20 protein-coding genes and 1 riboswitch are annotated in these 23,737 nt (G+C 73.0%); of the genes, 9 read left to right on the forward strand and 11 right to left on the reverse strand.

Features of this window, described 5'->3' with window-relative positions; all coding sequences use genetic code 11:
• Positions 1 to 59 precede the first annotated feature (59 nt).
• The 3 genes from ACZ5Y0_RS28930 to ACZ5Y0_RS28940 all read left to right on the forward strand — a co-directional run bounded on the left by ACZ5Y0_RS28930 (position 60) and on the right by ACZ5Y0_RS28940 (position 3,825).
• Positions 60 to 1,859, forward strand: coding sequence for a glycosyltransferase (locus ACZ5Y0_RS28930; protein ID WP_469131626.1), 1,800 nt, complete (start codon positions 60 to 62; stop codon positions 1,857 to 1,859).
• Positions 1,856 to 2,281: a hypothetical protein gene (locus ACZ5Y0_RS28935; RefSeq protein ID WP_469131627.1), complete on the forward strand. Its 426-nt coding sequence runs from the start codon at positions 1,856 to 1,858 to the stop codon at positions 2,279 to 2,281. The genes ACZ5Y0_RS28930 and ACZ5Y0_RS28935 overlap by 4 nt, the downstream gene beginning before the upstream one ends.
• A gap of 542 nt (positions 2,282 to 2,823) precedes the next feature.
• Positions 2,824 to 3,825, forward strand: coding sequence for a glycosyl hydrolase (locus ACZ5Y0_RS28940; protein ID WP_469131628.1), 1,002 nt, complete (start codon positions 2,824 to 2,826; stop codon positions 3,823 to 3,825).
• A gap of 58 nt (positions 3,826 to 3,883) precedes the next feature.
• Here ACZ5Y0_RS28940 and ACZ5Y0_RS28945 read toward each other — a convergent pair whose 3' ends face one another.
• From ACZ5Y0_RS28945 to ACZ5Y0_RS28955, 3 genes are all read right to left on the reverse strand, one after another.
• Positions 3,884 to 4,693 (reverse strand): polysaccharide deacetylase family protein, encoded by an 810-nt coding sequence (locus ACZ5Y0_RS28945; RefSeq protein ID WP_469131629.1) that lies wholly within the window; start codon positions 4,691 to 4,693, stop codon positions 3,884 to 3,886.
• Positions 4,690 to 6,132 (reverse strand): glycosyltransferase family 2 protein, encoded by a 1,443-nt coding sequence (locus ACZ5Y0_RS28950; RefSeq protein ID WP_469131630.1) that lies wholly within the window; start codon positions 6,130 to 6,132, stop codon positions 4,690 to 4,692. Before ACZ5Y0_RS28950 ends, ACZ5Y0_RS28945 begins: the two co-directional genes overlap by 4 nt.
• 87 nt (positions 6,133 to 6,219) lie before the next feature.
• Positions 6,220 to 7,293, reverse strand: a complete 1,074-nt coding sequence (locus tag ACZ5Y0_RS28955; protein ID WP_469131656.1) for a GNAT family N-acetyltransferase — start codon at positions 7,291 to 7,293, stop codon at positions 6,220 to 6,222.
• Positions 7,294 to 7,538: 245 nt separating this feature from the next.
• Between ACZ5Y0_RS28955 and ACZ5Y0_RS28960 the strand changes: the two genes are divergently transcribed.
• Positions 7,539 to 8,363 carry an HAD family hydrolase gene (locus ACZ5Y0_RS28960; protein WP_469131631.1) on the forward strand — a complete coding sequence of 275 codons (825 nt, stop codon included), beginning with the start codon at positions 7,539 to 7,541 and terminating at the stop codon, positions 8,361 to 8,363.
• A 110-nt stretch (positions 8,364 to 8,473) separates the two neighbouring features.
• On the opposite strand, the gene ACZ5Y0_RS28965 is transcribed toward ACZ5Y0_RS28960, so the two are convergent.
• Positions 8,474 to 8,956: a transglycosylase SLT domain-containing protein gene (locus tag ACZ5Y0_RS28965; protein WP_469131632.1), complete on the reverse strand. Its 483-nt coding sequence runs from the start codon at positions 8,954 to 8,956 to the stop codon at positions 8,474 to 8,476.
• 5 nt (positions 8,957 to 8,961) lie between these two features.
• A riboswitch (cyclic di-AMP (ydaO/yuaA leader) is annotated at positions 8,962 to 9,142 on the reverse strand.
• Positions 9,143 to 9,227: 85 nt separating this feature from the next.
• On the reverse strand, positions 9,228 to 11,492 hold the full coding sequence (locus ACZ5Y0_RS28970; RefSeq protein ID WP_469131633.1) for a CocE/NonD family hydrolase: 2,265 nt from the start codon (positions 11,490 to 11,492) through the stop codon (positions 9,228 to 9,230).
• 322 nt (positions 11,493 to 11,814) lie between these two features.
• Between ACZ5Y0_RS28970 and ACZ5Y0_RS28975 the strand changes: the two genes are divergently transcribed.
• From ACZ5Y0_RS28975 to ACZ5Y0_RS28990, 4 genes are all read left to right on the forward strand, one after another.
• Positions 11,815 to 12,825 (forward strand): polyprenyl synthetase family protein, encoded by a 1,011-nt coding sequence (locus tag ACZ5Y0_RS28975; protein ID WP_469131634.1) that lies wholly within the window; start codon positions 11,815 to 11,817, stop codon positions 12,823 to 12,825.
• 536 nt (positions 12,826 to 13,361) lie between these two features.
• Positions 13,362 to 14,582 (forward strand): LolA family protein, encoded by a 1,221-nt coding sequence (locus ACZ5Y0_RS28980; protein WP_469131635.1) that lies wholly within the window; start codon positions 13,362 to 13,364, stop codon positions 14,580 to 14,582.
• Positions 14,583 to 14,628: 46 nt separating this feature from the next.
• Positions 14,629 to 15,612 carry an ABC transporter ATP-binding protein gene (locus ACZ5Y0_RS28985; RefSeq protein WP_469131636.1) on the forward strand — a complete coding sequence of 328 codons (984 nt, stop codon included), beginning with the start codon at positions 14,629 to 14,631 and terminating at the stop codon, positions 15,610 to 15,612.
• Positions 15,599 to 16,609: an ABC transporter permease gene (locus ACZ5Y0_RS28990; RefSeq protein ID WP_469131637.1), complete on the forward strand. Its 1,011-nt coding sequence runs from the start codon at positions 15,599 to 15,601 to the stop codon at positions 16,607 to 16,609. Before ACZ5Y0_RS28985 ends, ACZ5Y0_RS28990 begins: the two co-directional genes overlap by 14 nt.
• Positions 16,610 to 16,754: 145 nt before the next feature.
• Here the strand turns inward: ACZ5Y0_RS28990 and ACZ5Y0_RS28995 are convergent, their stop codons facing one another.
• From ACZ5Y0_RS28995 to ACZ5Y0_RS29005, 3 genes are all read right to left on the reverse strand, one after another.
• A complete protein-coding gene (locus ACZ5Y0_RS28995) occupies positions 16,755 to 17,342 on the reverse strand; it encodes a flavodoxin family protein (protein WP_469131638.1) in 588 nt (195 codons plus the stop codon).
• Positions 17,343 to 17,433: 91 nt separating this feature from the next.
• On the reverse strand, positions 17,434 to 18,531 hold the full coding sequence (locus ACZ5Y0_RS29000) for an amidase family protein (RefSeq protein ID WP_469131657.1): 1,098 nt from the start codon (positions 18,529 to 18,531) through the stop codon (positions 17,434 to 17,436).
• An 89-nt stretch (positions 18,532 to 18,620) separates the two neighbouring features.
• Positions 18,621 to 19,142: a DUF6668 family protein gene (locus ACZ5Y0_RS29005; RefSeq protein WP_469131639.1), complete on the reverse strand. Its 522-nt coding sequence runs from the start codon at positions 19,140 to 19,142 to the stop codon at positions 18,621 to 18,623.
• 208 nt (positions 19,143 to 19,350) lie between these two features.
• Between ACZ5Y0_RS29005 and ACZ5Y0_RS29010 the strand changes: the two genes are divergently transcribed.
• The gene (locus tag ACZ5Y0_RS29010) at positions 19,351 to 20,592 is read left to right on the forward strand and encodes a tetratricopeptide repeat protein (RefSeq protein WP_469131640.1); all 1,242 of its coding nucleotides are present in this window, start codon (positions 19,351 to 19,353) and stop codon (positions 20,590 to 20,592) included.
• A 110-nt stretch (positions 20,593 to 20,702) separates the two neighbouring features.
• Here ACZ5Y0_RS29010 and ACZ5Y0_RS29015 read toward each other — a convergent pair whose 3' ends face one another.
• The 3 genes from ACZ5Y0_RS29015 to rarD form a co-directional block, all read right to left on the reverse strand.
• On the reverse strand, positions 20,703 to 21,656 hold the full coding sequence (locus tag ACZ5Y0_RS29015; RefSeq protein WP_469131641.1) for a M28 family metallopeptidase: 954 nt from the start codon (positions 21,654 to 21,656) through the stop codon (positions 20,703 to 20,705).
• Positions 21,657 to 21,846: 190 nt separating this feature from the next.
• Entirely contained in the window at positions 21,847 to 22,323 is a 477-nt protein-coding gene (locus tag ACZ5Y0_RS29020) for a VOC family protein (RefSeq protein WP_469131642.1), read from the reverse strand.
• A gap of 443 nt (positions 22,324 to 22,766) precedes the next feature.
• Positions 22,767 to 23,729 (reverse strand): EamA family transporter RarD, encoded by a 963-nt coding sequence (gene rarD / locus ACZ5Y0_RS29025; RefSeq protein ID WP_469131658.1) that lies wholly within the window; start codon positions 23,727 to 23,729, stop codon positions 22,767 to 22,769.
• Between the last annotated feature and the right edge of the window lie 8 nt (positions 23,730 to 23,737).

Consider the following 23,737-nt stretch of genomic DNA (forward strand, 5'->3'; position numbering starts at 1 on the left):
TGCGTCCGCCAACCAGCCCACGGGAGAGATCCGAGCCGGAGCCCGCGACCGTCCCGGAGGTGCCATCTGAGGTGGGCGGTGAGCCGGTGGGCGATCTCTCCGACCTTCCGCCCGGGCACCCCTGGTGGCAGGCAGCGCTGCACCCGGCGCCCGCGCTGCTCGCCTCGCTCGCGCTGTGGGCCTGGGCGGTGACCCACACCGACGTCTCCGGACTCGACGCCTTCGGTCTCGTCACCGCCGTCCACCCCACGTTCTGGGCAGGCCTGGCGCTGCTCACCGTCGGCTTCTGGGTCACGCTGCGCGGCCCGCGCCGCCACCCCGTCTGGGCACCGGCGTACGTCGTGGGCCTGCTCGTGATGGAGCGCGCCACCCAGGCGGTCCTGTACCCGACGCCCCTGTACGCCTGGGCGTGGAAGCACGACGCGGTCATCGACCACCTGCTGACGGCGGGCCGGCTGGAGAACGCCGACGCGATCGGCGACATGGCCGTCTACGACCAGTGGCCGGGGTTCTTCGCCGCCCAGGCCACGCTGGTGCGGCTGCTCGGCGTGGACTCCGCCACGCGGTTCATGGCCTGGTGGCCGCTGGTCTCCAGTCTGATGCTGCTGCTCCCGCTCCTGTTGCTCTACCGCACCTTCACGGAGGACCGGCGGCTGATCTGGACCGGCGTCTGGCTCTTCTGCGTCGCCAACTGGGTCGGCCAGGACTACTTCTCGCCCCAGTCCGTGGCCTTCGCCCTGCATCTCGGCGCGCTGGCCGTCGTCCTGCGCCGCTACGGCCGCCCCGGTCGGCCCGCCGCGCGGCCGCGGCAGGCCGTGTGGACGGTGCTGCTCACGCTGCTGGTCGTGGCCATCGTCATCTCGCACCAGCTCACGCCGGGCATGCTGATCGTCTCGCTGGCCGCCCTCCTCCTCACCCGCCGCTACCGCGACAGGATCCCGCTGATCACGACCGTCGTGATCTTCCTGGCCTGGTGCCTCACGGCCGCCCTGCCCTTCCTCTCCGCCACGATGCCCGACATGATCCGCTCGATCGGCGACATCGGGGGCAACGTCGCCACCGGTTACGGCACCACCCCGACCGGCACCGGCGCGGTGACGACGTCCTGGGTCGCCCGGCTGCTGTCGGCGTCGGTGCTGCTGCTCGCGGTGGTGGGCGTGCTGCGCCGGCCGGTGCTGCGCCACCGCGCGATGCCGCTGCTGCTGATCGCGGCGGCCCCCCTGCCGATGCTCGGGGCGAGCAGCTACGGCAGCGAGATGATCTTCAGGGTGCTGATGTTCACGCTGCCCGGCGCCGCCTTCTTCGCCGCGGCGGCCCTGCTGCCGCAGGTGCGCACCCTGACGGCGGTGGAGAGGACCAGCCGGGCCGAGCCTCGCCGGTACCTGTGGCTGCCGCTCCTGGCCCTCCTCGCCGGCACCCTCGCCTTCGTGCCGAGCTACTCCGGCAAGGACCGCATCAGCTACTTCCCGCCGGCCGAGGTGGACCTCGTGCGGCAGGTCGTCGACCAGGCACCGGACGACTCCCTCGTCGTCGCGGCCGACCGCAACTACCCGTTGGCCTTCGCCGACTACTGGAGAGTGCACCACTACTGGTTCCTCGACGACGGCCGCGAGCACGTCGATGCCGTCGTGCGCGATCCGGCGGCCACCCTCGCCCGCGACATGTCCGCCGTGGAGTCTCCGGGCCGGGCCTACCTGCTGTTCACCCGAGGTCAGTTCGCCGACTCCGAGATGAACGGGCTGCTCACGAAGGCCCAGTTGCACCGCATCCGGCGGTCGGTCGACGCCTCACCCCTGTTCGAGCGGGTGGCGGGGAACGACGCCGGGGTGGCCTACGTCCTGAAGGAGACGAGCCGATGACACCGCAGGAACTGGCCGTACGGATGCTGCCCCCGTTGGGCGGCTGGCTGGCGCTGTCCGCGCTCGCGCTGCCGGACGGTTCCGTACTGCGGGGCGCGGCGATGGTCGCCTTCCTGGCGGCCGGGCCGGGCGCCGCCGTGCTGAGGATCTGCGGTCCCGCGCTGACCGTGGTCCCCGCCGCGGGGCCCGCGGAGCGCCGGGAGCCCGCTTTCGATCACCACTCCGACCTGCTCGAACGGCTGATGCTGGCCGTCTTCCTGAGCGTGGCCCTCGTGCTGCTCGCCGCGACGGTGTTCATCGCCACGCACGCGTTCAGCGCGCAGCGCGTCCTGCTCACGCTCACGCTGCTCACCACGGTCGCCGCGTTCTGCCCGCGGCTGCGCGCCTGGCGGCCGAGGACGGCGAAGGGTTCCGCTCCGTGAGGTTGGTCCCCCCCGACGACGACGCCCGCACCCCGCACGACGACGCCCGGTCCGGAGGCGACGACGGCCGCGCACACCCGGACCATCGTCCGTCGGGCCATGACGGCCGCGCACACCCGGTCCGCCGTCCGTCCGGAGGCGACGGCCGTGCCCTCCGCGACGGTCGTCCGTCCGGCGGGGACGGCGACGGCACGCGCGCGGATGACCGCTCGTCCGGCGGGGCCGGTACGGGTCCGGACGGCCTTCCATGCGGTGGCGGCGACGGTCGTGCACCGCGGGACGGCTGTCCGTCCGGCGGCGACGACGGCCGCCCGTCCCCCGACCGCGCCGACCGCGCACAGCGCCACCGGCGCCCACGTGCCCCCGGTCGTGATCCCAACCCCCGTGACCCATGTCCTCGTGACCCGCACCCCTGTGACCCCGGTCCGCGTACCTCTCCTCCCCTCGCCCCCCGGTCCTTCACCGCCCGCTCCGCCCGCCCGCGATCCCGCTTGCTCACCGTCGCCGCAGTCGCCTGTGCCGTCCTGACCGTCGTTCTGCTCTTGCATGGTCCCGGTCCCGGCCTCGGCCTCGACGGCTCCGGCTCGGAGCCGTCGAGGCCCCCCGCCCTCGGCGGGAGGTGCGCGCCGACCGCGCTGCTCGAACCGCCCTGCGGGGCCTGGTTCGGCGCGTTCGTGCCGCACAGCAAGGACGACCTCGCGGAGAAGGTCCGCGGCTACGAGCGGCGCATCGGCCGCAAGCTCGACATCGTGTACACGTACCACGACATGTCCCTGGTCCGCGGAGACCGTCTGGAGGGGCAGCTGCTCACCCCGGCGGAACAGCGTGTCGCCGGTGAGGAGCATCTGCTGCTGCTCTCGTGGGAGAGCAAGTGGTGGGGCGGCACCAGAGCACAGCAGCCCACCTGGAAGCAGATCGCGGACGGTGTCCTGGACGCCTCCGTCATCGACGTACAGGCCGCACGGGTCAAGGCGTTCGGGCGGAAGGTCTTTCTCTCGTTCGACCTGGAGATGGACACCCGCACCCCGGCCAACGGCACCCCCGAGGACTACGTCCGCGCCTACCGCCACATCCACGACCGGTTCCGGGAACTGGGTGTGACCAACGTGGTGTGGACGTGGACCACCACCGGCTATCTGGAGCACGCCGACCTGATCAAGCGGATGTACCCGGGCGACGACTACGTCGACTGGGTGGCCTACAACCAGTACAACTACTACCGGTGCCACAAGGCGGGCTGGCTCTCCTTCGCCGAGACCCAGCGGGCCACGCACGACTGGATCCGCGAGAACATCTCCGACGACAAACCGCTGATGCTCTCCGAGTTCGGTACGGCCGACGACCCGTCCCGTCCGGGCCGGCAGGCCGAGTGGTACGCGCAGGTGCCGACGGTCCTGAAGGGTCTGTCGGGCGTCAGGGCCGCGCTCCAGTGGAACCACCGCGATCCCGGCCCGCACTGCGACCTCGCGATCGCCGGCGACGAGTCCTGGGCGAGCCTGCGCGAGGCGGTCTCCGACCCCTACCTCAACCAGCCGTTCGGCTAGCCCGCGAGAACCGCGGGCCGGGGATCCCCGGCCCTCCAGACCTGCGGGCGGGGGGTCCCTAGCCCGCGAACACAGGCCCGCGCAGCACCGCGCGGGCCCGCCGGTACCACCGCCACCCCACCGTCCTCGGGCCGTCCCGGTACGGCGCCACCCGTGCACCCCCGCCGGCCAGCCAGGTCTCCACGTCGGCGACGGTGTGGGAGCGCCGCACGATGAGCCGGGCGATGCGGTAGGCCTCGTCCCGTTCCGAACTCAGCGCGTGCCGCACGGCGGTGGCCGTCTCGTACCCGGCGGCGGCCGCCATGCGCCGCACCCGCCCGCTGTTGTAGCCGTGCGGGTAGGCGAGGTGGCGCACGGGATGCCCGAGGGAGTCCTCCAGCACGACGCGTGAGTCCCGCAGTTCGCGGGCGAGGTCACGTGACGGCAAGGTGTCGAGCTGGGCGTGCGTGACGGTGTGGCTGCCGACCTCCATGCCGGACTGCTCCAGCCCGGCGGCCTGGTCCAGGGTCATCATCGGCGCGGGCGGCAGCAGACTGTGCCCGCCGGGACTGATCGCGCCGGTGGTGAGATAGGCCGTGGCGGCCAGTTTCCGGACGGCGAGCGCCTCGGCGGTCGGCCCCGGCAGGTCGGCGAACCCGTCGTCGAAGGTCAGCAGCACCGGCCGGGCGGGCAGCCGCGTCCGCCCGGCGAGGTGGTCGGCGAGCGCGCTCACCGTCACGGGCGTACGACCGCTGTCGACGATGGCGTCGAGGTGCGCGGCGAACTGCTTCGGGGCGACCGTGAACTCCGCGATCCAGTCCGGCGGTTCCTCCATCACCGCGTGGTACAGGAGGACCGGTACGGCGGCGTGGCCGCCCGGCCCGGTCATCGGGACCTCTCCGACACCCCGGACGCCCCGGACGCCCCGGCCCGGAGGGCGGCCCGCAGCGCACGCCGGGCGCGCAGATAGCCGACCGGCCCGTACGCCATCCCCCTGCGTTGCAGCCGCGACAACCGGCGTGGCCACGGATGACCACGGTCGTCGTGCTCGCCCGGAACCCCCTTCGCGCCGGGAACCCCCGTGTCCCCCGGAACCCCCGTGTCCCTTGGAACACCCGTATCCCCCGTATCCCCCGGAGCCCCCGTGTCCCTTGGTACACCCGTATCCCTCTCCCCGTCCTGGGCGTCCGCGTCCCGGACCGCCGTCAGCGTGCGGGCGTGTGCGAGTCCGCGGGGCAGCCGGGCCAGGAACGCCGGCAGCAGGGCGGGCCGGTTGACCAGGATCGCGGTGAGGTAGGCGGTGAGTCCGGCGCCGTAGCCGTACGCCTGGGTCTCCAGGTCCCGCCAGGTCTCGCGGTGGTGGTGCCAGACCAAGGCCTGTGGGGTGTAGTGCAGGCGGTGGCCCTGGGCGAGCACGCGGACGAAGCCGTAGAGGTCGTCGCCGCCACGCGCGAGCGTCCCCGCCCCCGTCGCGGGGTCGAAGCCACCGACCGCGCGCAGCACGCCGGTTCGGAACGCCATGTTCGCGCCGGATCCGAACCGGCCCGCCGTGAACGGGAACAGCGGCTCGTCGGCGGGCGGGTCGAGGGGGTCGTACGTCCGTGGCGTGAACCCCTTCGCGAAGCCCCCGTGGCTCTCCAGGAGCACTTGGGCGGGGGTGCGCATCCGGGCGGGCAGGATCAGCCCGGTGGCGCAGCCCAGGCCCGGGTCGGCGGCGAAGGGCGCGGTGAGTTCGGTCAGCCAGCGCGGGTCGGCGACCACGTCGTCGTCGGTGAACGCGACGACGTCGCCGCGCGCGGCAGCGAGGCCGGTGTTGTGGGCGACGGCGAGACCGGGCACGGGCTCGGTCACGTACCGCACGTGCTCGCCGTACTTGTGCGCGACCAGGTCGCGGGTCGTGTCCGACACCGGGGCGTTGTCGACGACGACGATCTCGAAGTCGGGGTGGTCCTGGGAGAGCATCGAGTCGAGCGCGTGGGCGAGCCGGTCGGCGCGTTCACGGGTGGCGACCACGACGCTGGTGAACGGGACGGTGACCCCCGTGGGTGCCGGTGCCGGTGCCGGTCCGGCGTCCGCGTGCCGCTGGGCCAGTGCGGTGAGGACCGCCCTCGGGTCGGCGCCCTGCGGCACCCGCCCGAGCAGCGTGGCGACCGGCCGGCCACCCCTGCGGACCAGCAGGAACACCTCGCCGTGCGTGACGGGCGGGCTGCCGGGGCCGGGTCTCAGCACCCCGCCGCCGCCCGGTCCCAGTTCCAGTTCGGCGACCTGAACCGGCTCGATCGCGAGGAACCTCTGAATCTCCTGCCGTACGCGTGCCGCGTGGGACACGAGTCCTCCCCCTCCACTGGCCTGGAACCCGCCGCCGGAACCCACCGGAAACGTGTCGGGAACCGGTCGGAACCCGACAGGAACCCCTCAGGACCGGCGCAGCCGCCCGACACCCTTCAGCGCCCGCTGGGCCGCCGCCGCGAGCCGCGGCCGACTGCGCACGAAGTGGTGCGCTCGGCGCGAGGGCTCGCGGCTGAGCCAGTAGAGCGCGGCGCCCGCCCCCGGACGCGTCCACGCTCCTTCGTACACGGGCAGTTCGCCCGTCTTCAGCGAGTCCTTGTACGCGGCGGCCCCCCGGCCGAGGTCGAGCAGGCCGATGCCCTCGGCGGCGGCAGCCTCGGCCATCCGCAGATGCAGCACCAGACCGGGCGAGTATTTCGCGAACTCCGGGTCGTAGGCCGGGAACCAGCAGGCCAGGACGCTCGTCGAGCGCAGCCCGAAGTGCGCGGCGATCGGTTGCCCGCCGGCGTAGAGGACGGACAGGGTGCCGGAGCAGTCCGGGCCGCGCGACTGCGAGGCGAGCAGCTGCACGAGCCGCGTGATCCAGTCCTGCGCGAACCGGTCCCGGCGGCCGGTCCTGCGGTACTGCGCGGACTTCCACGCCATCAGCGTGCGCAGCGCGGCCGGATCACGCTCGTCGAAGACGAACCGCAGGTCACCGACCTGGCGGCCGAGCCGGCGCTCTTTGGCGAGCGTCGTCTTCACGAATTTCGGCGACTGCGCGCGCAGGACGGACTCGTACGTTTCGTAGCCCTTTTCCACGTCGATGACGTAGGACGTGTACTCGGCCGCCGCGTGCGGGACGAGCAGCTCCTGGTCCGCCTCCAGATTGTCGAAGGCGAAGCTCGACAGGGCGCAGGCCCGCAGGAGTTCCTCCGCGTTCAGACCGAGACCCCGGCCGAGGACGGCTCCCTGGGAGTCCGAGACGCCGTACGCGAGGGCGCGGCCCTGACCCAGCCGGCCGCGCTCGTGGGGCAGGAAGCCGACCGGCTCGCGCCCCTCGTACACCACCGCGACGCGCGCACGGGGCCGCACCCGGCCCACGGCGTCGGTGAACTCCGGTTCCATGAACGGGTTGCGCGGAGCCGTCGACGCGGCGCGCAGCGCGCGCCACCGCTCCCGTTCCCCCTCGCCGAGATCCTCCGGCTTCAGCACACGAATACGTCCGCTGCTCAACCTGACCCCCCGATCAAGTCCCCCCTGGACTGTCTGGACGGTACCGCCCCAGGCACTACGGGCGGTAGGTAGCGGACCATGTTGTTGCCAACCGGTGCATAGGCCTTCAACGTCCCTGTACCCGGCGTTGCGGTAGAAAACCGTTTCTCGTGTGAACGGTGCGGAAGGGGAAGGAGCGGGCGCCGAACGGGAAGCGAGTCGGGGGCCGTCGGGGTCCGTATTCTCTGATCATGGCCGCACCCTCCGCATATGCCGCGCGCTGCGCGTACTCCCTCGTCGCCACCGACCTGGACGGAACGCTGCTGCGCGGCGACGACACCTTCTCCGACCGGTCGCTCGACGCGCTCGCGAGGGTGGCGGCCGCGGGCGCCCGCCACCTCGTGGTGACCGGCCGGCCGGCCCCTCGCGTACGGCCGCTGCTGGAGATCCTGCGCGGCCGGGGGCTCGCGGTGTGCGGACAGGGCGCGCAACTGTACGACGTCGGAGCGGACCGTCTGCTGTGGTCGGTCACCCTGGACCGGGACCTGGCCGAGACGGCGCTCGGCAAGATCGAGGCGGAGGTGGGCGAGGTGTACGCGGCCGTCGACCAGGACGGCGTCGACGGGCTCACGCTGATCGAACCGGGCTATCTGATGCCGCACCCCACGCTGCCGGCCCTGCGCGTCGGAGCGCGCGAGGACCTGTGGTGCGAGCCGATCAGCAAGGTGCTGCTGCGTCATCCCACCCTGTCCGACGACGAGTTGGCGGCGACGGCCCGTTCGGTGGTCGGCTCGCTGGCCGGCGTCACGATGTCCGGGCCGGGCACGGTGGAGCTCCAGCCCTGCGGAGTCACGAAGGCGACCGGACTGGCCCTGGCCGCCGAGCACCTCGGGCTGCGGCCCGAGGACACGATCGCCTTCGGCGACATGCCCAACGACATCCCGATGTTCGACTGGGCGGCGCGCGGTGTCGCGATGGCCAACGCCCATCCCGAACTCAAGGCGGTGGCCGACGAGGTCACGACGTCGAACGAGGACGACGGCGTGGCCGTCGTCCTCGAGAGACTGTTCCCCTAGTTCCCCCGGGTTTTGCTGAGTTTTCCTCGTTCACTGGGTTTTGTTGAGTTCCCCTGGTGCCCCTGAGGTCCTCTGGTTCCTTGGCCCTCCAGGGGCGGGGCGGCTGTCTGTCAGTAGGCGCCGAAGACGTTGTCGATCGAGCCGTACCGGTGCGCCGCGTAGTTGCAGGCGGCGGTGATGTTGGCGACCGGGTCGTACGGGTCGTAGGCGGTGCCGGCCACGTGGTACGCGGCGAAGGTGGGGTCGATGACCTGGAGCAGGCCCTTGGACGGGATGCCCGCGGCCGCGTTGGAGTCCCAGAGATTGATGGCGTTCGGGTTGCCCGAGGACTCACGCATGACATTTCGGTAGATGCCGTTGTACGTGCCCGGAATGCCCTTCTCGGCCATGATCGCGAGGGATTCGCGGATCCAGCCGTCCAGGTTGTTGGCGTACCCGGCCGAGGTGGTGGCGGCCGTGGTGGCCGAGGCCGTGGTGGCCGCGGAGGCGCTCGTCGAGCCGATGAGCGGAAGGGTCAGCACGGCGGCGCCGGTGGCGGCGACGGCGAGGGTGCGGGCAAGGCGGGTGCGGCGGTGCTGGACGGCAGCAGGCATGACGAAACGTTCCTCTCCGGCGCCTGCGAGGTGAGCTGTCGGGTTCGGGCTGGAAAGTGCCCGGCCGGCCGCCGTAGGGGTACGGCGACGCGACTTCACCCCGAGCCGGTCCGGTACGTGCGTGACGTACGGCTCGGCGACTTACCTGGGTCCCCCGCTCCTGCCGTGCGTGAGTGTCGGTCGATGGGGTGCCGGGCGGCGGCAGGATTAGGCGTCTGCCCGACAGGCCGGGAACGTATGCGAGAGCGCATGTCCGGAACAAGTGCCGGATTCACAGATGGCCCCTATTGACCTTGATCAGAGGTTTGATCCTTCTTGATCCTTTTCGTGCGCCGGACGTCAACTTGCCGATGGGCAAAGCGGAATCACAACTTCCGGTCCAGGTTGCCCGCGTGGGGGCGACGTGAGCCAACTCACCAGCGTCCACAAGAAGGGTAAAACGGGCATTGGACCCCAAGTCTCTTTTAAAGGGGCGTGCGTGGGATGTGCCTGTGCCAGGTCGGTGGAACACCACCTCGCCGCCCTCCGTGCACACCACCTCGTCGGTGGCGACGAAGTCGCTCTCGTCGCAGGTGACCTCGGAGCGGGTGCGCACGCTCGTGTCCCAGCCCCGCTCCGGGCGGCGCAGCCGGATCGTCCGGTCACAGCGGACCTGGGCCGACAGGGGCTCGCGCTCGGCGATCGTGTACGTCGTCAGCCCCTCCTCCGTGTACTCCAGGCCGTCGGGGTACACGCGGGTGCCGGCGTCCGGCGGGGCGACCTCCAGCTGCCACGCGCCCCCGGCCGCGTCCCGCACCACGCGCCGCTCGGGACGCGGCTCGTCGAGCGTGACGGGGAAGCTCACTCCGAGCGGCGGCGCCTGCTCGGGCTCCTCGAAGGAGGGGCCGGCATCCGCCTCCCGGACCCGCACCGGCAGCTCCAGCGCGCTGCCCGCCGGATCCACGGTGAATCCCGCCGCCGACTCCGGTCCGGGCCAGACCCACGGCCAGTAGGCGGAGGAGAGGGCCAGACGGACGCGGTGGCCGGCTGGGAAGGCGTGGCCGGTGGGGGTCAGGGCGAGGGTGACCTCCCCGCCCGCGGTGTGTGTGCCCCGGAGTTCCAGGACGCCGCGTGCCACGAGGGTGGCGGAGCCGTCCGGTGCCACGTCGCAGATCCTCGCGACCACCTGGGCGTGCGGCGCCTCGCACGTCAGCCGCAGCCGCACCCGGGGTTCGCCCAGCACCCAGGTCTCCTCACCCACCGGAAACTCGAAACAGACCGAGCGCCCGTCCTCCTCGCGCTGGTCCGGCGGGAGATCGCCGTCGTCGCCACGGGGGAGAAGACGGCCGGCGTCCACGCCCGTGTGCAGGAGGGAGCGCACCAGGACCGGGGCGCCCCGGAGGGCGTACCTCAGGACGCTCGCGCGAGGGGAGGGCCAGGCCGGCTCGCCGATCCAACGGCCGGGTGGGCCGCCGTCCGCCGCGGCCGACGGGTGGGCGCCGCGGACGTACGCGCGCAGGAGCGGGTCGGACAGGACGCCGGTGTCCCTGCCCTTCAGCCAGTGGTCCCACCAGCGCAGGGTCTCCTGGAGGAAGCCGATCGCGGGGCCGGGGTGCGGGACGTGGTCGGGGTACCGGTGCGGCCACGGCCCGACCAGGCCGCGCACCCGGTCGGGCGGGAGGTGCTCGACCACCCCGAGGACCGCGTCGGGGTACGGGTCGTACCAGCCGCCCACCGCCAGGACGGGCACGCCGGTCCCCGGCGCGTCGCGGACATCGCCGTCGACGGCGCGCGGGACCGGCCGGGTGGGGGCGGACGGCTCGACCCCCTCCAGGCGCCGGAGCCACATCTCCCGCCAGGCGTCGCCGACGTGCTCGGGGTCCGGCGGCAGGCAGAGGACGGCAAGCCGGGCCTCCGCCGCCTCGGTGTGCGGCGGGTCGGCAGGGAGGGCGGAACCGGCGGAACCGTTCGGGCGTCGCACGCCGTCGTCGTGGTGGCCGTCCGCACAGCAGACGGCGACGACCGCCCTGAGCGGCTCGGGTGCGAGGGCCGCCACCCGGAGGGCCTGGACACCGCCCCCGCCGATGCCGAACATGCCCACCGTGCCGTCGCACCACGGCTGTGCCGCCAGCCACGCGACCACGGCGAGCGCGTCGGCCTCCGGGCCGTCGGCCGTGGCCCCGTCCGCCGCCCCCGCCGTTGCCGCCGCACCCGTCGTTCGGGCGGAGGGTCCCGTCGCCGGGGGTGCGGTGTCGGACGGTCCCGCCGGTGGGGGTGCGGCGTCGGCCGGCGCGTCCGGTACGCCCTCGCTGTTGCCGTGGCCGCGCGCGTCCACGCGTACGGAGGCGTAGCCATGGCCCGCGTACCAGGGATGGCGCTGCCGGTCGCGGACCGCGGTGCGGTCGGAGAGCCGGTCCGGGGCGTACTCCAGGAGCGCCGGCACGGGCTCGTCCGTCAGGGGTCGCCACACACGGGCGTACAGCAGGGTGCCGTCGGGCAGACGGATGCGGAAGTCCTCGTGGGCCGTCTCGTAGGGGAAGGACGAACGGATGCGCATGTGCGTGGCCCCCGTGAGGTCAGCGGGGCGGATGGGCCCGACGGCTCCGGCCGGACGGCTGACGTGAGTGACCGGACGGAGTCGCCGGTCCGACTTCCCTCCTGCCCGAATACTCATATCGGCTGATCAGCAACATACCGGGCATGATCCGATGTCGCCCGGCCGCCCGAGGGCACCTCGCGGGCGAGCCACGTTCGATACGGGGGGACGTGGGGCCTGTCAGTGATCGAAACGTGACCGGATACGCTGACTTGAGTGAGGGCAGCGACCTATCGACAAACCGCGTAGACGCCAAAAGACACCAGCAGACAGGAGACCCCTCGTGACCGTCGTCGGGCCGTTCGGGCTGAGCGTGCGGGACCAGGCTCTGGAAGCCGATGTCCAGGCCGGATTGACGGCTGTCGAGGAAGGCTTGCTCGAGGCCACGAAGAGCGAGGTCCCGTTCATCACGGAGGCCGCACAGCACCTCGTCCGGGCGGGCGGGAAGCGGTTCCGGCCGCTGCTCGTGATGCTCGCCGCGCAGTTCGGCGACCCGTACGCGCCCGGCATCGTGCCCTCCGCCGTGGTGGTGGAGCTGACCCACCTGGCCACGCTGTACCACGACGACGTGATGGACGAGGCCGAGGTACGGCGGGGCGTGTCCAGCGCGAACACCCGCTGGGGGAACTCGGTCGCCGTCCTCACCGGCGACTTCCTGTTCGCCCGTGCCTCGCACATCCTCGCCGACCTCGGGCCCGAGGCGGTGCGGGTGCAGGCGGAGGCGTTCGAGCGGCTCGTCACCGGACAGATCCTGGAGACGGCCGGGCCGACCGACGGACGGGACCCCGTCGACCACTACCTCGACGTGCTCGGCGGCAAGACCGGATCGCTGGTGGCGGTGGCGTGCCGGTTCGGCGCGATGATGTCGGGCGCCGACCACACGGTCGTGGACGTGCTCACCCAGTACGGCGAGAGGCTGGGCGTCGCCTTCCAGCTCGCGGACGACGTGCTCGACATCGCGTCGGACTCGCACGAGTCGGGGAAGACGCCGGGCACGGACCTGCGTGAGGGCATCCCCACGCTGCCGGTGCTGCGGCTGCGCGAGCGGGCCGCCCGGCTGGCCCTGCCCGAGGACATCGCGCTGTGCGAGCTGCTCGACTCCGACCTGAGCGACGACGCCCGGCTCGCGGAGGCGCTGGCCGCGCTGCGGGGTCACCCCGCGCTGGAGCAGGCTCGGCGGGACACCGTGCGCTACGCGAACGAGGCTCGGGCGGCGTTGGTGCCGTTGCGGGAGTGCGACGCGAAGGTGGCTCTGATGGAGCTGTGCGACGCGGTGGTCCACCGGGCGGGGTGAGGTGTCGGGGGGCCTTGCCCCGCCCGACCGACCCGGCCGGTCGAGACGTTGGGGTCGAACCGCCTAGGGCTCCGCCCCACCCCCCGGCAGCGACTTCGTCCCTCTCGCACCCCTGCGGGGACTCCATCGCCCCTCGCACCCCTGCGGGGACTCCATCCCCTCTCGCACCCCTGCGGGGACTCCATCCCCTCTCGCACCCCTGCGGGGACTCCATCCCCTCTCGCACCCCTGCGGGGACTCCATCCCCCCTCGCACCCCTGCGGGGACTCCGTCCCCCACGCCCCACCAGGGCTCCATCTCCACCCCCGTCCCGAGCCCCTTCCCCCGCTCCACCCTGACGCCCCCCACCCCGACGTCATACCCCAGGCGTACGTCGAGTTGGGTCCTCGGGTTGACGTATGCGGATGGCTTCTTTGGTCAGATGGGAACCACGGAAATCACCACTCCTCACCGATTCGGGTGAGAATGGCGGCTTGAGCGGGGGACGTTGACCCGCGCGACGACCGGCCGCCGCCGACGACGGAGGTAAGGCACATATGGCACCGTACGCATCCGACGACAGCACGCACGCCGGAGAGGCCGACGATCGGCGTGTCGGGCGGCGCAAGGCCGTGCGGTACATCGTTCCGGTCACCGTGGTGGGTGTCGCGGCGGCGACGATCGGGCTGGTCCCGGCGCTCGCCGACTCGGGCGATCCCGCCCTGCCGAAGATCACCGCACAGCAGCTCATCGAGAAGATCGCCGCGTCGGACGTACAGCAGCTGTCCGGCACGGTGAAGATCACCACCGATCTCGGCCTGCCCGACCTGGGCGGGCTGGAGAGCGGGCTCCTCTCCGGGGCCGCCGGGGGGACCGGGGGCGACGGCGGCGGGTCCTCCGCCGACCCCTCCACCAAGCTCACCGAACTCGCCTCCGGCACGCACACCCTGCGCGTCGCCGCCGACGGCCCGGACAAGCAGAAACTGTCCCTCCTGGAGAACGCCGCCGAGTACAGCCTCATCCACGACGGCAAGGACGTGTGGGGGTACGACAGCGCCTCCAACGAGGTCTATCACTCCACCGCCGAGAAGGGCGAGGATGCGGCCGAGCCCGTTCCCACCACGCCCAAGGGCCTCACCGACGAAGCCCTGAAGGCCGTCGACGACACCACGTCCGTGACCGTGGACGGCACCGTCCAGGTGGCCGGCCGCGACGCCTACAAGCTGCTGGTCAAGCCGAAGCAGTCCGGTTCGACCGTCGGCGCGATCAGTGTGGCCGTGGACGCGAAGACGGGGCTGCCGCTCAAGTTCACGCTGACCCCGGCGAGCGGCGGGGCCGCCGTCGTCGACGCCGGCTTCACCCAGGTCAGCTTCGCCAGGCCGGCCGCCTCCACCTTCGACTTCACCCCGCCCAAGGGGGCGAAGGTGACCGAGGGGGACGCCGCGGACGCCGCGACCGACGTACCCGCGCCGTCCAAGGGCGCGGAGGGGGACTTCGCCAAGGGTCTCGCCGGGCTCGACGTCCTCGGCGAGGGCTGGACCTCGGTCGCCACCTTCGACACCGGCGGCGAGGGCGTCCCCTCCTCCGCTGACCTCCCCGACGCGGGCGGTCTCGGCGGGTTCCTGGACTCCTTCGGCGACAAGGTCGACGGCAAGTTCGGCTCCGGCACCGTCTTCTCCACCCGCCTGGTCAACGCCCTGGTCACGGACGACGGCAAGCTCTACGTCGGCGCCGTCACCAAGGACGCTCTCGTGAAGGCGGCGAACGCGGGGCGCTAGGACACCGTCCGAGTACCCTGACGTGAACCGACGACCGGGGGAGCCGATGGACGACGACGCGGCGGAGGCGCCCCTCGGGGCGCCAGGTGCGGTCGACGGGGACAGCGTCATCCGCACCCGCGCGCTCACCAAGCGCTACCGCGGTGGACAGCTCGCCGTCGACGGCCTCGACCTGGCCGTCCCGGCGGGCAGCGTCTTCGGCTTCCTCGGCCCGAACGGCTCCGGCAAGACGACCACCATCCGCATGCTGATGGGCCTCATCGAACCCACCTCCGGCACGGCGCGGGTGCTGGGGGGCCCCATGCCCCGCGCCTCCCGCACCGTGCTGCCGCACGTCGGCGCCCTCATCGAGGGCCCGGCCCTCTACGGCTTCCTCTCCGGCCGCGACAACCTCCTGCGCTACGACGCCGCCGACCCGACCGCCGACCCGCGCACCCGGCGCGCCCGCGTGGCCGAGGCGCTGGAGCGGGTGGGTCTGACGGCCGCCGCGGCGAAGAAGGCGAAGGCCTACTCGCTCGGTATGAAGCAGCGGCTGGGTCTGGCCGCCGCGCTTCTCCAGCCGCGTCGGCTGCTGATCCTGGACGAGCCGACCAACGGTCTCGACCCGCAGGGCATGCGCGAGATCCGGGTCCTCGTACGGGAACTGGCAGCGGACGGCACCACCGTCTTCCTCTCCTCCCACCTCCTCGACGAGATCGAGCAGGTCTGCACCCACGCCGCCGTCATGGCACGGGGGCGGCTCCTCACCCAGGGCCCGGTGTCCGACCTGGCGGCCCGCGCGCGCGGCCGGCTCGCCGTGACCACCCCGGACACGGCGGACGCGGCTCGGGTGCTGGAGGAACAGGGCGTGTCTGACGTCATCGTGACCGAGAACCGGGTGACGGCCGAGCCCGCCGACCGCGAACTGGCCGAGCTGAACGCGGCGTTGGTGACGGCCGGCGTCCGCGTGCGGGGCTTCGGCGTGGAGCGGGCCTCCCTGGAGGACGCGTTCGTCGCACTGACGGGGGAGGGCTTCGATGTCGCAGGCTGAGCACGCTGGGCAGGCCGAGCGGACAGCGCACGCCGAGCAGGCCGGGCACGCCGAGCGGACGGAGCGCGCCGAGCATGTCGAGCGGACTGCGCACGCCGAGCAGCCCGAGACGAAGGTCGCACCGGCCGTCGGCGACATCACCCGGCCGGTCAGTCCGTTGTGGGCCCTCGGTCTCTTCCGCAGCGAACTCACCATCACCCTGCGCCGCTGGCGGACCCTCGCGCTGCTGGGTGTGCTGGCGGCCGTGCCGGTGCTTGTCGGGATCGCGGTGAGGATCGAGACCGGCGACGGTTCGACGGCCGGTCAGCGGGGCGGCGGTGGTGAGGGACCGGCCTTCATGGCGCAGATCACCAACAACGGCCTGTTCCTGGTGTTCACCGCGCTGGCCGCCACGCTCCCGTTCTTCCTGCCGATGGCCGTCGGTGTCGTCGCGGGCGACGCGGTCGCCGGCGAGGCGAACTCCGGCACCCTGCGCTACCTCCTCGTCGCCCCCGCTGGCCGTACCCGCCTGCTTCTCGTCAAGTACGCGACCACGGTGACCTTCTGCCTGCTGGCCACCCTGGTCGTCGCGGTGTCGGCGCTGGCCGTCGGCGCGCTGCTGTTCCCGCTCGGCGACCTCACGACCCTCTCCGGCACCCGTGTCTCATTCGCCGACGGCCTGTGGCGGGCCCTGCTGATCGCCCTGGCCGTCACCGCCTCGCTGCTCGGCGTGGCCGCGCTCGGACTGTTCGTCTCCACGCTCACCAACAGCGGCATCGCGGCCATGGCGACGACCGTGGGGCTGCTCACCACGGTGCAGATCCTCGACCAGATCCCGCAGCTGCACGCGATCCAGCCCTACCTCTTCTCCCACTACTGGCTGTCCTTCGCCGACCTGATGCGCGACCCGGTCTACTGGGAGGAACTCCGGAAGAACCTCAGTCTTCAGGCGCTGTACGTGGCCGTCTTCGGGTCGGCGGCCTGGGCGCGGTTCACGGCGAAGGACGTCACGGCGTAACGGCCCCCTCCGCCGCCCGCTCCCGTCCTCCGCCACCCCCTTCGTCGGCCGACCGCCCCCGTCGACCGACCGCCCCGCCGATCACCCTGTCGCCCGCCCCCTCCGCCGGCCGAGCCGCCCCCCGTGGACCGGTGCGTCCGTGCCGTCAGTCGGTCTCGAACGCGTAGCGGGCGAGGGGCGCGGGCTGCGCGAAGAAGGTCTTCGCTCGGGCCAGCGCCTGGGTGTCGTTCCGTACGTCGCCCGGCTTGCTGCCGTTGCCGAGCAGCACGCCGCCGAACCGCATCTCCATGTACGCGGCCGAGTTCCGCAGCGCGCCGATCAGCGGATCGGCCACCTCCTGCCGCTCCTCGGCGAGCGCGGTGACACCCCACAGGGTGCGTCCGGCGAGGGTGGCCTTGAAGTCGATGCCGGGGGTGCGCAGCCAGCCCGACCAGTAGTCCAGGTAGCGCTTGGCCTGGCCGGACAGCGTGTACCAGTACAGCGGTGACGCGATGACGATGTCCGTCGCCGCGAGCGTGGCGTCGAGCAGCAGGGCCACGTCCCCCTCGGTGGGACGGACGTGGTCGATGTCGTGGCGCAGGTCCTCGAAGTCGGGCAGCGGATGGTCGGCGAGACTGATCCACTCCTGCTCGACGTCGGCGGGCAGTTGCTCGGCGGCCGCACGCGCCAGCTGCTCCGTATTGCCCTCGGGGCGGCTGCTCCCCAGCACGAACAGGAAACGACGGTTGCTCATGGGTCCCCCAGATGGTCGGCGTACGACTATAAAACGCATGTGCATTATATGCGTGCGCAACTACTCGCGCCAGGGGTTCGGGGCGCAGAGGTCAAGAGCCCGGGGGAGCCGCGTCGAGAAACCCCGTCGGCGCCTCCCCGGCAGCCGCCACGGCCAGCAGCGCCGCCTCCCGGCCGTGCGCCGCCACCACCTGGAGCCCCACCGGGCAGCCGTCCGCGCCGATCCCCGCCGGGATGCTGATCGCCGGATGTCCGCTCAGGTTGAACGCCCACGTCAGCGCCGTCGAGTAGCGGTCCCCGGGACCGTCGTGGCCGTGCGCCGGGTTGGGGGTCGTAGGGGTCAGCAACAGGTCCGCCCGGTCGAAGAGGGCGGCCAACCGACGATCGTTGGCACTCCGTATCCCCCGTACCGCCGAGGTGGCACCCGACCCGCGCAGCGCGAGCCAGGCGGGCGCGGGATCCTCCAGCCGCAACGGCGCCTCGGACCGCAGCAGCCGAACGGCACCCGCGTCGGCGAGGCGGGCGGCGGCGGCCCGTGCGAGGGCCAGGGGTTCCGGGTCGGGGTCGGCGAACCCGAGGTCGGGGGAGAAGACGGCGGTGCGCGGCCCGAGTCGTCCCGGCGCCTCCGCGGACAGCACCGCCCAGTACGCCCCCGCGTCCGCCGCGTACCGTGCGAGGACGCCCGGCGCCGCGAGCCCCGTACGGTCCGGGGACGGGAATCGTCCGTTCGTGACCTTCAGACCGAGGACGCCGCACCAGGCCGCCGGGACGCGCACCGAGCCCGCGCCGTCGCTGCCGGTCGCCAGCGGCACCAGGCCGGCCGCGACCGCCGCCGCCGAACCGGCCGAGGAGCCGCCCGGCGTGCGGTCGGCGCGCCAGGGGTTGACGGTACGGCCGTGCGCGCCGAGTCCCCAGGTCTGCCACGGAGTCCCGGGGCCGGGTACGGCCGTCGCGCCCACCGGTACGCAGCCGGCGGCCACCAGCGGCCCCGCCGTACGCAGCCCGAGCCGGCCCTTGACGCCGATCGGTACCCCGGCCAGCGGGAGCCATTCACCGGCCGCGACCCGCGCGTCCACCCCGGACGCCCGCTGAAGCGCCGCGTCCTGCCACACCTCGGCGAACGCCCCCAGCGCGTGGTCCTCCCGCCGGATCCGCTCCAGTGCCCCGGCCACCACGTCGACGGCCCGCAGCCGCCCCTCCCGTACGGCGGCGGCGAGCCCGACGGCCGAGGAGGAAGGCGCGGGCGGGGGTTCTTCCCGCGGTTCGGGCGGAGCCGCGCTCAGCCTGTCCGCCGGACGGCCGTGTGCGTGAGGCGGGCCAGGGGTTCCGTCTCGCGCGGCGGGGTGCCCGACAGGTCACCGAGGCGCCAGTCCTGCACCCACGGCACCCGGTACACGTCGATGACCGACTCGATCACCCGCACCCGCTGCGCGAGCGGGCGTGGCAGCCGTCCGGGCGCGTCCGCGACCAGCACGACCGCGTCCAGGTCGAGGCCCGCCGGGGCCTGCCCGCGCCGGAAGACCTCCAGGGTCGCAAGCACCGACTCCAGTCCCGCCGCGTGGGTGCGGGCCACGAGCAGCACGGACGGCGGGGCGCCCGCGCCGGGCCAGTGGCGTCCGCAGTCGTGGCCGCCGTAGACCGCGGCGAGCGTGGAGACACCGGCCCCGCCGTGGGTGCCGAGCCAGGAGAAGCTACGGGGGCCGGCCACCGTGGCGCACGGCCCCGGTGGCGGTTCCGGAGCGGACACCGGACCGCGGATCCAGATCTCCGGCCCCGCCGGCCGCCCGCCCGTCGTCCGCATGCCCCGCACTCCTCGTCGTCGCCACCGCCCGCCCGCGCGGCCGGACCACCGCCGGATCCCCCGTGCCCGCGGTCCTTGGAACGAGGCTGTGACGTCGCGGTGACGTGCGGACCGGGCGCGGCCGGAGAAACTCAACAGTACGTGTACGTGTGGGTGCACGGGTCATGAGCGCAACGTACGCACGGCGACGTGTCAGGGTGAGGAACCGATGTCTCGACTCAGCCGCGAGAAGAAGCGGGCACAGCAGTACGACGGGCGGCAGACCGTCGCGGTGGCGCCGCTCGACGTGCACGTCTGCGGGGGCGGGCCGGCCAGCATCGGCGGCGTGCCCGTCGTCGCCGCCGACGGGCAGGAACTCCAGCAGGCCGTCCTCGGCCACCTCCACCGCATCGCCCTCGCCACCGGGTACCCGGTGCTCGCCACGGTCCACGACGAGCGCATCGGCTACGTCGTCCCGCTGCGCGTGGAGCCGGACGGTTCCAGCCACTTCGCGGGCGAGCCCCTACGGGTGGCCCCGCCGAGGCAGCCGGGCGACCAGTCGGCGGACCGGTCCTTCGAGGCGCGCACACCGCCCACCCCGCTCACGCCGGCCCCGCCGCCCGCCGAGGGGCGTGCGCCGTCCCGGCAGGACAAGCCCACGCACTTCCTGCGCCGCGATCCGGCTGAGCCGCGGGACGAGACTCCGGGCGCGGCCGCAACCCCGACGGGCGTGTTCGGCCCACCACCGGTGATGGACCGTGTTCCCGAGGGCGCACGCTCCCACCCGGCCGCGGACCCGGCCCCCGTCCCGCAGCCGTCCCCCACCTCGGACCTCGGCCCGGAACCGACCCCCGGCCCCGCCCCCCTCCTCATTCCGGAAGTGGCGTTGGGGTTCGAACCCGAACCCGTGCCCGAGCCGACCCCCGCCCGCGGCTTCGACGCCGTGGCGGAGGCCGTGCTCGGGGACGATCCGCGCTCGCTTCCCGGTGCCGACGGGGCGCCCGCTCTGCTCGGCGAACCGATGGCACGGATCAACGAGGCCGTGCGGGCGGGGCGTACGGACACGGCGGCGGCGCTCGCGGAGCGGACCGTGACCGAGGCCTCGGCGACGCTGGGACCGGAGCACCCCGAGGTGCTCGGGCTACGCGAACTCGCCGCGTACATCGCCTACCTGGCCGGGGATCCGGTCCGCTCCTTCCACCTCTCGCTCGACCTGGCCGCCATCCACCGCCGCGACGGGGACGCTGAGGCCGCGTACGGCAACGTGCACAGCGCGGCCACGGCCTGGCGTGCCGTCCGCGATCCCTTCCAGGGGCTGAACCTCGGCACCGAACTCATCGACCTGTGGACAGAGTTGGTCGCCGAGGGCGGCCCGGCCGCCGACGACGCCGAGGAGTTGGAGTCGGCCACTTCCCGGATGACCCGGCTGGCCCGACGGGCCCGCGACTCGGGCGCACGCCCGCAGGGTTAGGACGCGAGTGACGAGGGGCCGGCCGCTGCCGGCCCCTCGTCACCGCTCGCCGGCCCCTGCTCCGTCGACGTCCTCTGCTCCGTGGGCGTCCCCTACTCGGACGATGGCGCCTACTGGGACAACGTCCACACCGCGTGGGCGAGCGCGTCCGCGTTGCGGTTGAGGGCCGTGTCGTTGACGTTGGCGGTGGTGTCGCAGGAGGAGTGGTAGCAGCGGTCGAAGGCCTGCCCGGCCGTACCGCCCCACTTGGCCACCTGGGCCGCCGTCTTGGTCCGGCTCGCCCCGGTGAACAGGCCGCCGACCGGGACTCCCGCGCTCTTGAACGGCGCGTGGTCGGAGCGGCCGTCGCCCTCGGTCTCGATCTCGGTGGCGACGCCGATGCCCGCGAAGTAGTTCTTGAAGGTCTGCTCGATGGCCGGGTCGTCGTCGTAGACGAAGTAGCCGGGGTTCGGCGAGCCGATCATGTCGAAGTTGAGGTAACCGTTGATCCGGGCGCGGTTCGCGGAGGACAGGGTGTTGACGTAGTGGCGCGAACCGACCAAGCCCAGTTCCTCCGCGCCCCACCAGGCGAATCTCAGGTGCTTGGAGGGGTGGTAACCGGTTCGGGCGACGGTCAGGGCGGCCTCCAGGACGGCGGCGGAGCCGGTTCCGTTGTCGTTGATGCCGGCGCCGGAGGTGACGCTGTCGAGGTGCGCACCCGCCATGACGACCTGACTGGTGTCACCGCCGGGCCAGTCGGCGATCAGGTTGTAGCCGACCCGGCTGGACGCGGTGAACTGCTGGACGGTGGTGGTGAATCCGGCGGCGTCCAGCTTGGCCTTCACGTAGTCGAGGGAGGCCCGGTAGCCGGTGCGGCCGTGGGCGCGATTGCCGCCGTTGGCGGTGGCGATGGCCTGGAGCTGGGTCAGGTGTGCCTTGACGTCGGCCACCGGGATGTCGGGCGCGGCGGCGATCGCGACGGGCTCGGGGGCGGGCGCCGCGCCGGCCAGTGAGCCGGTGGCGAGCAGCGTGGCGGCCGCGACGACGGCGGTCGCCGTCGCCCGCCCGGAAACGGAGAGCTTCATGGTGGGGGGCTCCGAGTTCCAGAGGGATTCCCCGTGGGTTGGCCACGGGGAATCCACGGTGAATGGGGTGCCTGGATGGTGAAGCTGTGGCCAACTCTTCGTCAAGAGCGCCATTCGGACAGGGAGTTCGCATGGCGGAGCCGCCGTCGCCCGGCCGCCTCCGAACCGCTCGCCCCGCCCGCGGCCCGGCTCACTGAACGCAGAATTCGTTCCCCTCCGGGTCCGTCATCACGACCCATGCCCCGGACGGTTCCTTCACCTCCCGCAGCACACTCGCCCCGAGGGCGGTGAGCCGCTCGACCTCCTCGTCCCGCCGCCCCGCGCCGGGGTGCAGGTCGAGGTGGAGCCGGTTCTTGACCGTCTTGTCCTCGGGCACCCGCTGGAAGAGCAGCCGCCGCCCCAGCCCGGTGCCGGTGTCCGCGTCGAAGGGGTCCGCGGGGTGCCGTACGGCGATCAGGTCCCGGAAGGCGGGGCGGCCGTGGTGTTCCACCGTCGCGGCGCCGGGCAGTGCGCCGAGTCCCAGCAGACGCTCGACGAGCGCGCTGTTGTCCTCGACCGTGTAGTGCAGCGCGGCGGCCCAGAAGTCCGCCTGGGCGTGCGGGTCGAGGGAGTCGACGACGAGCTTCCAGTGGACGGGCGTGGGTTCCGCTGTGGGTGTCTCGCTCATGTAACCAGTTCTATTGGTCACGCGCGTGCGCGGGCAATGGAAACGCCGCGACCTCCGGAAACGTCAGAACCTCCCGGAACCCCGAGCGCCCCGGCCCCACCCGCCGGCCGTCCCCCCGGCGTGAGCGTGATCTCGTACGACGGCCGACCCTGCGCCCCGGCCGACCCTGCGCCCCGGCCGACCCTGCGCCCCGGCCGGGCCGCCCTCCGGCGGGCCCCGGCGCCCTCGCGCCCGCCACGAGGTGCCGCACCAGCCCGCCGGCCTCATCGTCCGGGCCGGTCCGCTGGGCCGTGGTGACCGGTCGCTCCCGCCCACGTGCCGGCCGGCTTCACCAGGATCGCTGGGTCCCCGCCCGTCGTACCCCCGCCCGGGCCGAGATCTGGCGATGACCGGGCCGCGAGGACGCCGTGGATCGCGGCGAGGGAGCGGGCGATGACCGTCGTCTACGGCTTGGTGACGGGGACGATCTCCGGCGCGTCGGCCGCGGACGGCACGCCCTCCACGGTCCGTACCGCGCCCGTGGTGCCGGGTGCCCGGGTCTCGGCGGCGAGCATCCGGGCTGTCCGGGCTGCCCGGGCCGTCCGGTGCGAGGAGCGCCACGCGTCCCCGGTGAGCAGGACGAGCGCCAGCCAGACCAGCGCGAAGCCGGCCCAGCGCTCGGGCGGCATGGCCTCGCCGAAGTAGAAGACCCCGAGCAGGAACTGGAAGACCGGCGCCAGGTACTGCAACAGGCCCAGCGTGGAGAGCGGCACCCGGATCGCCGCCGCACCGAAACAGACCAGCGGGAGCGCGGTGACGATGCCGGTGGAGGCGAGGAGAGCGGAGTGCCCGGCACCCTCGCTGGTGAAGGTGGAGCCGCCGTGCGTGGACAGCCACAGCAGATAGCCGAGCGCGGGCAGGAACTGGATAGCGGTCTCGGCGGCGAGCGACTCGACCCCGCCGAGGTTGACCTTCTTCTTCACCAGTCCGTAGGTGGCGAAGGAGAAGGCGAGGCAGAGCGAGATCCACGGCGGGCGGCCGTAGCCGATGGTCAGCACGAGGACGGCGGCCAGGCCGATGCCGACCGCCACCCACTGCACGGGCCGCAGCCGCTCCTTCAGGAGCAGGACGCCCATGGCGATGGTGACGAGCGGGTTGATGAAGTAACCGAGGGACGCCTCGACGACATGGCCGCTGTTCACGGCCCAGATGTAGACGCCCCAGTTCACGGTGATGACGGCGGCGGCCACGGTGACGAGCGCGAGCCGGCGCGGCTGGCGCAGCAGCTCACCGGCCCACTTCCAGCGCCGTACGACGATCAGCGCGGCGGCGACGAACACGAGGGACCACACCATGCGGTGGGCCAGGATCTCGGCCGCGCCGGCGGGCTTGAGGAGCGGCCAGAAGAGCGGGACGAGACCCCACATCCCGTAGG

The organism is Streptomyces sp. NPDC033216 (assembly GCF_055577115.1).